This is a genomic window from Streptomyces sp. NPDC052910 (assembly GCF_055585605.1).
Genome location: NZ_JBVJJR010000012.1, coordinates 89051 through 102020, shown reverse-complemented (window position 1 = coordinate 102020; position 12970 = coordinate 89051). Strand labels below are relative to the sequence as shown.

Below are 12970 nucleotides of genomic sequence, written 5' to 3'. Positions count from 1 at the left end.
TCCGTTCTCCCCGCTTCGCTTCCGTTCCGCGTCCGCTTCGTTCTGCGTTCGGCGTCCGCTTCGCTCTCCGGCCCGTCAGGGAAAGGGCGCGGCGAACGCCGGACCGGCCGCGGGCAGCGGAGAGCCCCGGAACCGGCGCAGTGATTCCGGGGCCCTGTCTCGGTCCGCTCAGACCCGCCGCAGCACGGCCACGACCTTGCCCAGGATGGTGGCCTCGTCGCCGGGGATGGGCTGGTAGGCGGAGTTGTGCGGCAGCAGCCACACATGGCCGTCCTCGCGGCGGAAGCGCTTGACCGTCGCCTCCCCGTCGAGCATCGCGGCCACGATGTCACCGTTCTCGGCGACCGGCTGGCGGCGGACCGTCACCCAGTCCCCGTCGCAGATGGCGGCCTCGATCATGGAGTCTCCGACCACCTTGAGCACGAACAGCTCGCCGTCGCCCACCAGTTGCCGGGGGAGGGGGAAGACGTCCTCGACCGACTCCTCCGCGAGGATCGGGCCGCCGGCGGCGATCCGGCCGACGAGCGGTACGTAGGACGCGGCGGGTTTGCCGGTGGTGTCCGTCGGCTGCGAGCTGGGCTGGTCGGAGCCGCGCACCTCGTAGGCGCGGGGGCGGTGCGGATCACGGCGCAGGAAGCCCTTGCGCTCCAGCGCCATGAGCTGGTGCGCGACCGAGGAGGTGCTGGAGAGCCCGACCGCCTGGCCGATCTCGCGCATGGACGGTGGGTAGCCGCGCCGCTGCACCGAGTCCCGGATCACCTCGATGACGCGCCGCTGCCGGTCCGTGAGGCCGGAGCTGTCCGCGCGGATTCCGGGTGGCCGCCCGGGGAGCGAACGGGCCGGCTTCTGGCCCTCGCTGTTCATGCCGGTGTCGTTCATCGGGTGTGCCTGGTCGAGTCGGTTCTGGGAGCGGTCCTGGGCGGTGATGGTGGCGCTGTTTGCGGTGGTGGTCACGTCGGCCCCTCTCGAAATGTTCTCCCTGGCTGGACAACGGTAGTTGCTTTCGAAAGGTTGCGCCAAACACACGTTCGAGTGAAATATCGCTGATTCGCTGACTTGATCAGGCGTGAGGGTGTACGAGCGAAGATCAATTCCGTTCGCGACCCGCCCCAACCCTCTTCGCGGGGCTCTCGAAGCGGTCTCGAGCGGCCTTCCGGTGACCTTCGAGCGGCCTTCACTCGGCGCGATTCCGGGAATTCCGGGAACCCGCCTTCTCCGGGTTCCCCCGGCTCCCGCGCAGCCCTTCCCCACCGCCGGAATTCCGCAATTCGCGGTTCCGGTGCGCGCCCGGTGGTTCCGGCGGAACGCGCGGACGCGTTTTCCGCGGGGTCGCGGGCGCGTGCCGGAGGAGGTGTACTCGGGCGCGGACCCGACGTGTGGTGCGTCGCGGTCGCACCAGTGTGGCATCCACCCGCCCGCCGACGCCCCCGAGGGTCGTCCGCCGCCCCGCTCGCGTACCCTCGACACCGGCCCCGCCGGCCCCGGCCGCGCCTGATTCCGCCGCCCTGGCGGCCGGTCCTCCGGCCCTCCTCGCCGAACGCGCGGACGGCCGTCCACGGGCCTCGCGGAGTGCCGCGCGCCCTGCCCGGCGGTCGGGCGCCCGGCGGCCGCCTGACGGCCGTCCGACGCCTCTCCGGGGGCTTTTTCCGGGCCTTCCGCACCGCCGGTGCCCCGCCGCCGTCCCGCGACACGCGCTGGGCCCGCTTGGCGACCGGACACCAGATCTAGTGGTTTGATGGCGGCAGCCGCCCACAAGTTGTGGTCGGTGGCCGATCCCGGTCAGCCCCACCCATGGCCATCGCCTATGCTTGGGGCTGCTTCGCGGGGGCCCTGTGGTCAGGGCCGGCCGGAGCCGTGGATCGTGCACGTCCCCCGGGTCTCCCGGGGATCTCGTCGAGGGTGAAGGAAGGTGGAGAGCCATGCACTGCCCCTTCTGCAGGCACCCCGACAGCAGGGTCGTCGACAGCCGGACCACGGACGACGGCTGCTCGATCCGCAGGCGCCGCCAGTGCCCCGACTGCTCCCGCAGGTTCACGACGGTCGAGACCGCGTCCCTGATGGTGATCAAGCGGAGCGGCGTGACCGAGCCGTTCAGCCGCACCAAGGTGATCTCCGGGGTGCGGAAGGCGTGCCAGGGCCGCCCCGTCACCGAGGACGCCCTGGCCAAGCTGGGCCAGCGGGTCGAGGAGGCCGTGCGCGCCACCGGCAGTGCCGAGCTCACCACGCACGACGTCGGCCTCGCCATACTCGGCCCGCTCAAGGACCTCGATCTCGTGGCCTACCTGCGGTTCGCATCCGTGTACCAGGCGTTCGACTCGCTCGAGGACTTCGAGTCCGCCATCGCGGAGCTGCGCGGCAGTGCTCCCGGCGCCCCCGTGGGCGCCGGCCAGGAGGGCCGGGACGGCCCCGCGAAGGACGCCGGCGGTCGCGGCGGGGACCTCGATGTCCCCGCGCCCGCCACGGCCGCCGACTGAGCGGCCTCATACGAGACCTGCCCGGTGCGCCCCCGCGCACCCGGGCGAACGACACACATCGCGCCATGGAAGAAATGTGCGCACAAGGGCGTTTTCGCCCGGTAGAGGGAGGCGTGGCATGACAGAGACGACGAGCGGCCCGGCACGAGGTTCCCGCTCCAAGGGGAACAAGGGCGGCAAGGGCCTGCGCATCGAACGCATCCACACCACCCCCGGCGTGCACCCCTACGACGAGGTGGTCTGGGAGCGTCGTGACGTCGTCATGACCAACTGGCGCGACGGCTCCATCAACTTCGAGCAGCGCGGCGTCGAGTTCCCCGACTTCTGGTCGGTGAACGCGGTCAACATCGTCACGAGCAAGTACTTCCGCGGCGCGGTCGGCTCCCCCGAGCGCGAGTCCAGCCTCAAGCAGCTCATCGACCGCGTGGTGCTCACCTACCGCAAGGCCGGTGAGGAGCACGGGTACTTCGCCTCCCCGGCGGACGCCGAGATCTTCGAGCACGAGCTGACCTACGCCCTGCTCCACCAGGTCTTCAGCTTCAACTCGCCGGTCTGGTTCAACGTGGGCACCGCCCAGCCGCAGCAGGTCTCCGCCTGCTTCATCCTCTCCGTCGACGACTCCATGGAGTCGATCCTCGACTGGTACAAGGAAGAGGGGATGATCTTCAAGGGCGGCTCCGGCGCCGGCCTGAACCTCTCCCGCATCCGCTCCTCCAAGGAGCTGCTCTCCTCCGGCGGCAACGCCTCCGGCCCGGTGTCGTTCATGCGCGGTGCCGACGCCTCCGCCGGCACCATCAAGTCCGGTGGCGCCACCCGCCGTGCGGCCAAGATGGTCGTTTTGGACGTCGACCACCCGGACGTCGAGGCCTTCATCGAGACCAAGGTGAAGGAGGAGGAGAAGGTCCGCGCCCTGCGCGACGCCGGGTTCGACATGGACCTGGGCGGCGACGACATCACCTCCGTCCAGTACCAGAACGCCAACAACTCCGTCCGCGTCAACGACGAGTTCATGAAGGCCGTCGAGACCGCGTCGAAGTTCGGCCTGCGCTCCCGCCTCACCGGTGAGGTCATCGAGGAGGTCGACGCCAAGGCGCTGTTCCGCAAGATGGCCGAGGCCGCCTGGGCCTGCGCCGACCCGGGCATCCAGTACGACGACACCATCAACCACTGGCACACCTCGCCGGAGTCGGGCCGCATCACCGCGTCCAACCCGTGCAGCGAGTACATGCACCTGGACAACTCCTCGTGCAACCTCGCCTCGCTCAACCTGATGAAGTTCCTCCGCGACGACGACCAGGGCAACCAGTCGTTCGACGCCGAGCGCTTCGCCAAGGTCGTCGAGCTGGTCATCACGGCGATGGACATCTCCATCTGCTTCGCCGACTTCCCGACCGAGAAGATCGGCGAGACCACCCGCGCCTTCCGCCAGTTGGGCATCGGCTACGCCAACCTCGGCGCCCTGCTGATGGCCACCGGCCACGCCTACGACAGCGACGGCGGCCGTGCCCTGGCCGGTGCCATCACCTCGCTGATGACCGGTACCTCCTACCGCCGCTCCGCCGAGCTGGCCGCGATCGTCGGCCCGTACGACGGTTACGCCCGCAACGCCGACGCCCACCGGCGCGTCATGAAGCAGCACGCGGACGCCAACACCGCCGCCAAGCGGATGGACGACCTGGACACCCCGGTCTGGGCCGCGGCCACCGAGGCCTGGCAGGACGTGATCCGCCTCGGCGAGAAGAACGGCTTCCGCAACGCCCAGGCGTCCGTGCTGGCCCCCACCGGCACCATCGGCCTGATGATGGACTGCGACACCACGGGCGTCGAGCCGGACCTGGCCCTGGTCAAGTTCAAGAAGCTCGTCGGCGGCGGCTCGATGCAGATCGTGAACAACACGGTCCCCAAGGCGCTCAAGCGCCTGGGCTACCTGCCCGAGCAGGTCGAGGCGATCGTCGCCCACATCGCCGAGCACGGCAACGTGATCGACGCCCCGGGCCTGAAGGCCGAGCACTACGAGGTCTTCGACTGCGCCATGGGCGAGCGCGCGATCTCCGCCATGGGCCACGTGCGCATGATGGCCGCCGCGCAGCCGTTCCTCTCCGGCGCGATCTCCAAGACCGTCAACCTGCCCGAGACGGCCACCGTCGAGGAGGTCGAGGAGGTCTACTTCGAGGGCTGGAAGATGGGCCTGAAGGCCCTCGCGATCTACCGCGACAACTGCAAGGTCGGCCAGCCGCTCTCCGCCAAGAAGAAGGAGGAGGCCAAGGCCGAGGAGCCCGCCGCCCCCGCCGCCGCGGAGAAGGTCGTCGAGTACCGCCCGGTCCGCAAGCGGCTGCCGAAGGGCCGCCCGGGGATCACCACCTCCTTCACGGTGGGCGGCGCCGAGGGCTACATGACGGCCAACTCCTACCCGGACGACGGCCTGGGCGAGGTCTTCCTCAAGATGTCCAAGCAGGGCTCGACCCTCGCGGGCATGATGGACGCCTTCTCCATCGCCGTCTCCGTCGGCCTCCAGTACGGCGTGCCGCTGGAGACCTACGTCTCGAAGTTCACCAACATGCGCTTCGAGCCGGCCGGCATGACGGACGACCCGGACGTGCGGATGGCGCAGTCGATCGTCGACTACATCTTCCGCCGCCTGGCGCTGGACTTCCTGCCGTTCGAGACCCGTTCGGCGCTCGGCATCCACTCGGCCGAGGAGCGTCAGCGCCACCTCGACACCGGTTCGTACGAGCCGTCCGACGAGGACATGGACGTCGAGGGTCTCGCCCAGTCCGCCCCGCGCCAGGCGGAGGCCCTGAAGGCGGAGGCCGCCCCCGCCGCGGCCGCCGTCCCGGCTCCGAAGCAGCCGCACAACTCCACCGAACTGATGGAGATGCAGCTCGGCCTGAACGCGGACGCCCCGCTGTGCTTCTCCTGCGGCACCAAGATGCGCCGCGCGGGGAGCTGCTACCTCTGCGAGGGCTGCGGCTCGACCAGCGGCTGTAGCTGATCCGGTCGTGAACCGGGGGTGATTCCCCGGGTGAGGGCGGCGGAACCGATTCCGGTTCCGCCGCCCTCGGCGTTCCTCCCGACATCAGCCCATCCGTCCGCCGCGGGCGTCTACGCCGGGGTGGTCCGGGAGGCGGATACGGAGGCGCGGGGAACGTGAGGGGCGTCCGTCCGGGTCCGGACGCGCCCGGACGCCACCATGCTCGAAGCCGGGCTTCCGGAAAGGGAGTTGCCTCCGGGGGAGGAGTCGGCCGGCGGTGCGTCCGGCGGGCGGAGGGAGCGGGCGCGTCCGGCGGGGGCCGGTTCGCGCGACGTGATGCGGGCCACTTCCGGCGCCGTACGATGACGTCGTGCTGATCAAGTGGATTCGCTGCGTCGTGGTGGACCGCCGGGGTTTCGACCGGGCGCAGCGGAAGTGGGCGGGACTGCTGGGGGAGCCGGGTTTCCTGAGTCAGGGGGGTGGGTGGAGCCGGGGCCGGCCCGACGTGGTGCACCTCTTCGGTTTCTGGGAGAGCAGGGCGTTCTACGACTCGTTCATGGCGCGATCACACGACAGACTGGCGGCGGCCCAGGCGGGCACGTACAAGGACGTCCGGGTGCGGCTGTTCGAGCACTGCCTGGACGTGAAGGTGGGATTCCGCCCGGAGTTCACGGGCGCGGACGTGGTGCGGATCGCGCACTGCCGGGTCCGGGAGGAGCGCGAGGAGCACTTCCGCGCCATGCAGGAGAAGGTGTGGAACCCGGCGATGGCGGGTTCGCCCGGGATGCTGCGCGGCATGCTCGGCGCCGCTCCGGGCCCGGAGTTCCTGGTCCTCTCGATGTGGAACTCCGAGGGCGAGCACGGGAAGTACCGCGCGGAGCGCGTGGAGCGGCTGGCGTCGCGCGCCGGGATGGAGACGGACGTGGAGGCCGTGGACGGGGACGTGGTCGGGGTGGAGCCTTCCTGGACCGTGTGAGGGGTGGTGGGGGCGTTTCGGGGGGTGCTCACGCGGCTGCTGTCACGCGACACCTGTCACGCGGCTGCTGTCACGCGTCACCTGTCACGCGACACCTGTCACGCGGCTGCTGTCACGCGTCACCTGTCACGCGACACCTGTCACGCGGCTGCTGTCACGCGTCACCTGTCACGCGTCACCTGTCACGCGGCCGCTGTCACACGGCGCCTGCACGCGGCTGCTGTCACGCGGTGGCCGTCATGCGGGGCTCTCGGCCGGTGGTTTTCGCCCGGGGGCACGGCGGCCTTCGCCCGGAGGCCCTCACACGGCGGCTCTCAGGGGAAGCCCCAAGCACGGTGCCCGGCGGCCCCGGCCCGGAGTCGCTGCCCGTCACCGGCCCTCGGGGCCCGGCGGGTGCGCCGGGCGCCCGCCACCGGGCGTTCCGCAATAGGGTGGCGTCATGGCACGGCCCCGGCGCATCGTCCTCCTCCGGCACGGCGAGTCGGAGGGCAACATCGACGACACCGTCTACGAACGCGAACCCGACCACGCCCTGGCCCTGACGGCCCTGGGCCGCCGGCAGGCCGAGGAGGCCGGGGCCCGGCTGCGGGAGACGTTCGGGGACGAGCCCGTCTCCGCCTACGTCTCCCCCTACCGTCGCGCCCACCAGACCTTCCGCGCGCTGGGCCTCGACCCCGCCCGGGTCCGGGTCCGCGAGGAGCCCCGGCTGCGTGAGCAGGACTGGGGGAACTGGCAGGACCGGGACGACGTGCGCCGGCAGAAGGCGTACCGCGACGCCTACGGCCACTTCTTCTACCGCTTCGCCCAGGGCGAGTCCGGAGCCGACGTCTACGACCGGGTGGGCAGTTTCCTGGAGAGCCTCTGGCGCAGCTTCGACGACCCCGGGCACCCGCCGAACGTCCTGCTGGTCACTCACGGGCTGACCATGCGGCTGTTCTGCATGCGGTGGTTGCACTGGACCGTCGCGGAGTTCGAGAGCCTGTCGAACCCGGGCAACGGGGAGAGCCGGATGCTCCTCCTGGGGGCCGACGGGCGCTACCACCTGGACCGGCCGTTCGAGCGCTGGTGTACCCCTGAATCGTACGGCTTCACCGATTAGAGTTCGCTGCGATGACCGCTGACCGAATCCACCGAGCCCTCGCCAGCCTGCGCGGGCTGGCCGTGGGCGACGCCCTCGGCTCCCAGTTCTTCGTCCCCGCCAACCTTCCCTCCCTCAAGCGCCGTGACCTGCCACCCGCCCCCTGGCAGTGGACCGACGACACCGAGATGGCCTGCTCCGTCGTGGCGGTGCTCGCCGCCCACGGCCGGATCGACCAGGACGCCCTGGCCCGGTCCTTCGCCGAGCACCACGACTTCGACCGGGGCTACGGCCCGGCCGTCAACCGGATGCTCCGGCTGATCAGGGAGGGCGGTGACTGGCGTGAGCTCGCGGCGGCGCTGTTCAAGGGGCAGGGCTCCTGGGGCAACGGCGCGGCCATGCGCATCGCGCCGCTGGGCGCCTGGTACGCGGGCGACCCCGAGCAGGCCACGCACCAGGCGGAGATCTCCGCCTACACCACGCACCAGCACCGCGAGGCGGTGGCGGGCGCCATGGCCGTGGCCGCCGCGGCGGCCGTCGCGGCGGAGGCCGACGGCACGGCCGTCACCGGCGAGCGGCTGCTGGACGAGGTGATCGCCCTCGTCCCGCGCAGCGCGGTGCAGGCGGGGCTGCGCCGGGCCCGCGACATGTTCGACTACGACGACGCGACCACCGTCGCCGCCGTGCTCGGCTGCGGGCGCCGCACCAGCGCGCACGACACCGTGCCGTTCGCCCTGTGGTCGGCGGCCCGCCATCTCGGCGACTACGCGACCGGGTTCTGGACGACGGCGTCGGTCGGCGGGGACGTCGACACCACCTGCGCCATCGTCGGCGGGGTGATCGCCGCAGCCGGCCGCGGCACGCCTCCCGCCGCCTGGCGGGACGCCACCGAGGCCCTCCCCGACTGGCTGCCGACCGCCTCGGACTGACCCCGGACCGGCCCCGGACCGGCCCCCGGACCTGCCCTGGAGGGGTGAGGAAGGGGGCCGGGGCGGCACCGACGGCCTCCGGGGCGTACCCTTGCTGGCGCCATGCCCTACGAACCGCCTACCCACAGCGTCGAGCGCTCCCTCCGGGCGACGACCGGAGCCAAGATCGTCGCCGGTGTCGACGAGGTCGGCCGGGGCGCCTGGGCCGGCCCGGTCACCATCTGCGCGGCCGTCACCGGCCTGCGCCGTCCGCCGGACGGGCTCACCGACTCCAAGCTGCTGACCCCGAAGCGCCGCCGGGCGCTCGCCGGGCTGCTGGAGTCGTGGGTCACCGCCTACGCCCTCGGTCACGCCTCCCCCGAGGAGATCGACGAGCTGGGCATGACGGCGGCGCTCCGGCTGGCGGCGGTGCGGGCCCTCGACGGCCTTCCGGTGCGGCCCGACGCCGTGATCCTGGACGGCAAGCACGACTACCTCGGCGAACCGTGGCACGTCCGCACGGTCGTCAAGGGAGACCAGTCCTGTGTGGCCGTCGCGGCCGCGTCCGTGATCGCCAAGGTGCGGCGGGACGCGCTGATGGCCGAACTGGACGCGGACCACGCGGAGTTCGGGTTCTCCGGCAACGCGGGGTACCCCTCGCCCGTCCACCGGGACGCCCTGGAGCGGCTGGGACCCACGCCGCACCACCGGCTGTCCTGGGCCTACCTGGACGCGCTTCCCCGGTGGCAGCATCTGAAGCGGACGCGTCTCGCGGCCGGGGGGCCGGAAGGTCCCGCGGGCCGCGGAACGGCCGCCCTGGAGGCCGGCGGTCAGCTCGGGTTCGACTTCTGACCGCGGAAGTGCCACCCGCCGGTGCGGCTCGCACCGGTGTTTGATAGACATCCACCCATGCCTCTCATCCCCGAGGAGCCTCAGATTCACGAGAGTGTCCCGGGTCCCCGCGCTGTCCCGGCCGCCGGCCGTACCGCGTCGACCCCCCGCCCCGTTCCCGGCCCCCGCCCGGCCCCCCGGCCCGGCCCCCGTGCCGCACGCCCGGTGCCCGCGCCCCCCGGCCCGCGCACCCCGCCCCCGGCGGCACCCGCCGCCCCGCAGGTCCAGTTGATCCCCGTTCCGGCGGAGGGTGCCCTGGACGCCGCCGACGAGGCCGTCGACCTGCTGCTCGACACCGGCCGCGCCCCCGGCGACGTCCTGGTGCTCACCACCGGCGAGGCGCACCCCTGGGCCGCGCACGAGCTGTCCTTCGGCGAGGCCTCCTACTGGGCCCAGCACGACGCCGCGGACGACGTCTTCTACGCGGACGCCGGTGCCGACCGGGTGGCCGGCCGCCCCGTCGTGGTCGTCGCCGTCAACGGCGGTTCCGACGAGACGGTGCGGCGGGCGCTGCCCGCGGCCCTGCGCCGTGCCGGTGCCCTGCTGGTCGTCTGCGGGGACGGCGCCCGCGTCAACTCCGCGCTGTCCACGGCCGTCTGACCCGGCGCCTCCCCGAGGCGCCGGTCCCGGCCCCCGGGGCCGGTGCCGGGTGACCCGCGCGCGTCACCCGGCGGCGGCGTGCCGCAGCGCCTCCGGCGCGGGGCGGACGGCGTCGAAGGCCCCGGCGCGGTGCGCGCCGGAGTGGGGGCTGCGTCCGCTCCTGCCCTCGCCGAGGATCCGCCAACCCGCGTCCGTCAGCGTGATGTACGCCCCGCAGCGCAGCCCGTGGAGCACACAGGCGTCCCGGAGCGCCCACATCCACGCGCCGTCCACCTCGGTCCAACGACCGTCCCCCGCGCGGCAGTAGAGCAGCACCGCCGTGCGCACCGGCGACCGTCTGCGCAGGTCGTGCGGGATCACCCGGCGCAGCCGCGCCAGCAGCGCGTTGCGCAGTTCCCAGCCGTCCGCGACCGGCGCCCGGTGGGCGAAGGAGGCGCTGGCCACCAGCCGTTCGTCCGGACCGAGGACGGCGACCACGGCCGTGCGGGGGGTGGGCAGATGCCGGGCGTGCAGTCCGGTGACGACCTCACGGGGGTTGCGCAGCAAGGGAATTCCGGCGGCGGCCCATTCGGCGGGCCCCACGACACGGGCCGGCCGCCCGGGGGCGTGCCGGGACGGGGACGGGACCGGGCCGAGGGCCATGAGTCTCCCTTCGCCTGCGCGCCCGCGGCACCCGCGGGCGTCGGCAACGAGGAACAGCGGACGGCAGCCCGGCGGGCCGTGGGGGACGGGAGCGGGGAGCCGGTTCGATTCTCGTGGCCCCGCCCGCCGCACGGCAACGGCCGATCGTCGCCACCGGCCGGTATCGGACGGCGCCGGGCCCGGGACGGACGGCGCCGCGACCGGGGCGTCACGCTGGGTGAACTGGCCAGGCGTCCGCGGTATCGGGTTGCATGGAGCCATGGACGATCTGGAGCTCCGCGCCGAAGCCGATGCCATCCTCGCCGAGCTGGTCGGGGACCCGGGAGGTACGGCCCGACTGCGGGAGGACCAGTGGCAGGCCGTGGCGGCGCTGGTCCGGGAGCGCCGACGGGCTCTGGTCGTGCAGCGCACCGGCTGGGGCAAGTCGGCGGTCTACTTCGTCGCCACCGCTCTGCTGCGCCGGCGCGGCTCAGGACCCACGGTGATCGTCTCCCCGCTGCTGGCGCTCATGCGCAACCAGGTGGAGGCCGCGGAGCGGGCCGGCATCCGGGCCCGCACGATCAACTCGGCCAACCCCGAGGAGTGGGGCGCCATCCACGAGGAGGTCGAGCGGGGCGAGACCGACATCCTCCTGGTCAGCCCCGAGCGGCTCAACTCCGTGGACTTCCGCGACCAGGTGCTGCCCAAGCTGGCCGCGACGACCGGCCTGCTGGTCGTCGACGAGGCGCACTGCATCTCCGACTGGGGTCACGACTTCCGGCCGGACTACCGCCGGCTGCGGTCGATGCTCGCCGAGCTGCCCCTGGGGGTGCCGGTACTGGCCACCACGGCGACCGCCAACGCCCGTGTCACCACGGACGTGGCCGAGCAACTGGGGACCGGCGCCGGTGAGGCCCTGGTCCTGCGCGGCCCGCTGGAGCGGGAGAGCCTGCGGCTGGGCGTGGTCCGGCTCCCGGACGCCGCGCACCGGCTGGCCTGGCTCGCCGAGCATCTGGACGAGCTCCCGGGGTCCGGGATCGTCTACGCCCTCACGGTGGCCGCGGCGGAGGAGGCCACCGCGTTCCTGCGCCGGCGCGGCTTCCGGGTGTCGTCGTACACCGGGCGGACGGAGAACGCCGACCGGCTGCAGGCCGAGACCGACCTCCAGCGGAACAAGGTCAAGGCGCTGGTCGCGACGTCCGCGCTGGGCATGGGCTTCGACAAGCCGGACCTGGGCTTCGTGGTCCACCTCGGCTCGCCGTCGTCCCCCATCGCCTACTACCAGCAGGTCGGCCGCGCCGGCCGCGGCGTCGAGCACGCCGAGGTCCTCCTCCTGCCCGGCAGGGAGGACGAGGCCATCTGGCGCTACTTCGCCGACACCGCCTTCCCGCCCGAGGCCCAGGTCCGGCAGACCCTCTCGGCCCTCGCCGACGCGGGCCGGCCCCTGTCCGTACCCGCCCTGGAGGCGGTGGTCGACCTGCGCCGCACCCGGCTGGAGACGATGCTCAAGGTCCTCGACGTGGACGGGGCCGTGCGGCGGGTCAAGGGCGGCTGGGAGAGTACCGGGCGGCCCTGGGCGTACGACGCGGAGCGGTACGCGTGGGTGGCCCGGCAGCGGGCGGCCGAACAGCAGGCCATGCGGGACTACGTGAGCACGTCCGGGTGCCGCATGGAGTTCCTGCGGCGGCAGCTCGACGACGAGGGCGCGGCCCCGTGCGGCCGCTGCGACAACTGCGCCGGCCCCTGGATCGGCGCGTCCGTGTCGGCGGAGGCGACGGCGGGGGCGGCGCGGGAACTGGACCGCCCCGGTACGGAGGTGGAGCCGCGCCGGATGTGGCCGACCGGGATGCCGGCCCTGGGCATCGACCTCAAGGGCCGGATCCCGGCCGGCGAACAGTGTTCCCCCGGCCGCGCCCTGGGGCGCCTCTCGGACATCGGATGGGGCAACCGCCTCCGCCCGCTGCTGGCCGAGCAGGCGGCCGACGGCCCGGTCCCCGACGAGGTGCTGCGGGCGACGGTGACCGTCCTCGCCGACTGGGCGCGCTCGGCGGGCGGCTGGGCGTCGGACGCCCCGGACGCCGTCGCCCGGCCGGTCGGCGTCGTCGCCGTACCGTCGGCGACCCGCCCCCGACTGGTCGACTCCCTCGCCCGGGGGATCGCGGACGTCGGTCGGCTGCCGTTCCTGGGGAGCCTGGCGTACGCCGGGCCGGACGGGGCCCGGGAGGCACGCCGCAGCAACTCCGCCCAGCGGCTCAGGGGGCTGTCCGGCGCGTTCGTCCTGCCCGACGAACTGGCCGCCGCCGTGACCCGCGCGTCCGGCCCCGTCCTGCTCGTGGACGACTACACGGAGTCCGGCTGGACCCTCGCCGTCGCGGCCCGGCTGCTCCGCCGGGCGGGCAGCGGACCGGTGCTGCCGCTGGTCCTCGCGACGACGGGCTGAGCGGCACGCTC

At 73.1% G+C, this 12970-nt stretch carries 10 protein-coding genes; 8 read left to right on the top strand and 2 right to left on the bottom strand.

The window, feature by feature from the left end; all coding sequences use genetic code 11:
• Window positions 1-168 precede the first annotated feature (168 nt).
• Entirely contained in the window at window positions 169-954 is a 786-nt protein-coding gene (lexA, locus tag ACZ6X9_RS30660) for a transcriptional repressor LexA (protein ID WP_436779036.1), read from the bottom strand.
• Between the two features lie 965 nt (window positions 955-1919).
• Between lexA and nrdR the strand changes: the two genes are divergently transcribed.
• The 7 genes from nrdR to ACZ6X9_RS30625 all read left to right on the top strand — a co-directional run bounded on the left by nrdR (window position 1920) and on the right by ACZ6X9_RS30625 (window position 9898).
• Entirely contained in the window at window positions 1920-2474 is a 555-nt protein-coding gene (nrdR, locus tag ACZ6X9_RS30655) for a transcriptional regulator NrdR (protein ID WP_469781281.1), read from the top strand.
• A gap of 118 nt (window positions 2475-2592) precedes the next feature.
• Window positions 2593-5466, top strand: a complete 2874-nt coding sequence (locus ACZ6X9_RS30650) for a vitamin B12-dependent ribonucleotide reductase (RefSeq protein WP_469781280.1) — start codon at window positions 2593-2595, stop codon at window positions 5464-5466.
• 349 nt (window positions 5467-5815) lie between these two features.
• A complete protein-coding gene (locus ACZ6X9_RS30645; protein ID WP_469781279.1) occupies window positions 5816-6421 on the top strand; it encodes a YdbC family protein in 606 nt (201 codons plus the stop codon).
• A gap of 439 nt (window positions 6422-6860) precedes the next feature.
• On the top strand, window positions 6861-7520 hold the full coding sequence (locus tag ACZ6X9_RS30640; protein WP_469781278.1) for a histidine phosphatase family protein: 660 nt from the start codon (window positions 6861-6863) through the stop codon (window positions 7518-7520).
• 11 nt (window positions 7521-7531) lie between these two features.
• Window positions 7532-8428 carry an ADP-ribosylglycohydrolase family protein gene (locus ACZ6X9_RS30635; RefSeq protein WP_469781277.1) on the top strand — a complete coding sequence of 299 codons (897 nt, stop codon included), beginning with the start codon at window positions 7532-7534 and terminating at the stop codon, window positions 8426-8428.
• 102 nt (window positions 8429-8530) lie between these two features.
• Window positions 8531-9259 (top strand): ribonuclease HII, encoded by a 729-nt coding sequence (locus ACZ6X9_RS30630; protein ID WP_469781276.1) that lies wholly within the window; start codon window positions 8531-8533, stop codon window positions 9257-9259.
• 57 nt (window positions 9260-9316) lie between these two features.
• Window positions 9317-9898 carry a hypothetical protein gene (locus tag ACZ6X9_RS30625; RefSeq protein ID WP_469781275.1) on the top strand — a complete coding sequence of 194 codons (582 nt, stop codon included), beginning with the start codon at window positions 9317-9319 and terminating at the stop codon, window positions 9896-9898.
• A gap of 63 nt (window positions 9899-9961) precedes the next feature.
• Here ACZ6X9_RS30625 and ACZ6X9_RS30620 read toward each other — a convergent pair whose 3' ends face one another.
• Complete coding sequence (locus ACZ6X9_RS30620) at window positions 9962-10540, bottom strand: hypothetical protein (protein WP_469781274.1); 579 nt, start codon at window positions 10538-10540, stop codon at window positions 9962-9964.
• Between the two features lie 259 nt (window positions 10541-10799).
• Between ACZ6X9_RS30620 and ACZ6X9_RS30615 the strand changes: the two genes are divergently transcribed.
• Window positions 10800-12959, top strand: coding sequence for a RecQ family ATP-dependent DNA helicase (locus ACZ6X9_RS30615; protein WP_469781273.1), 2160 nt, complete (start codon window positions 10800-10802; stop codon window positions 12957-12959).
• Window positions 12960-12970 lie beyond the last annotated feature (11 nt).

Coding starts and splice junctions, on each gene's coding strand:
- nrdR (WP_469781281.1), top strand. CDS start 1,920: ATGCACTGCCCCTTCTGCAGGCACCCCGACAGCAGGGTCGTCGACAGC.
- ACZ6X9_RS30650 (WP_469781280.1), top strand. CDS start 2,593: ATGACAGAGACGACGAGCGGCCCGGCACGAGGTTCCCGCTCCAAGGGG.
- ACZ6X9_RS30640 (WP_469781278.1), top strand. CDS start 6,861: ATGGCACGGCCCCGGCGCATCGTCCTCCTCCGGCACGGCGAGTCGGAG.
- ACZ6X9_RS30635 (WP_469781277.1), top strand. CDS start 7,532: ATGACCGCTGACCGAATCCACCGAGCCCTCGCCAGCCTGCGCGGGCTG.
- ACZ6X9_RS30630 (WP_469781276.1), top strand. CDS start 8,531: ATGCCCTACGAACCGCCTACCCACAGCGTCGAGCGCTCCCTCCGGGCG.
- ACZ6X9_RS30625 (WP_469781275.1), top strand. CDS start 9,317: ATGCCTCTCATCCCCGAGGAGCCTCAGATTCACGAGAGTGTCCCGGGT.
- ACZ6X9_RS30620 (WP_469781274.1), bottom strand. CDS start 10,540: ATGGCCCTCGGCCCGGTCCCGTCCCCGTCCCGGCACGCCCCCGGGCGG.
- ACZ6X9_RS30615 (WP_469781273.1), top strand. CDS start 10,800: ATGGACGATCTGGAGCTCCGCGCCGAAGCCGATGCCATCCTCGCCGAG.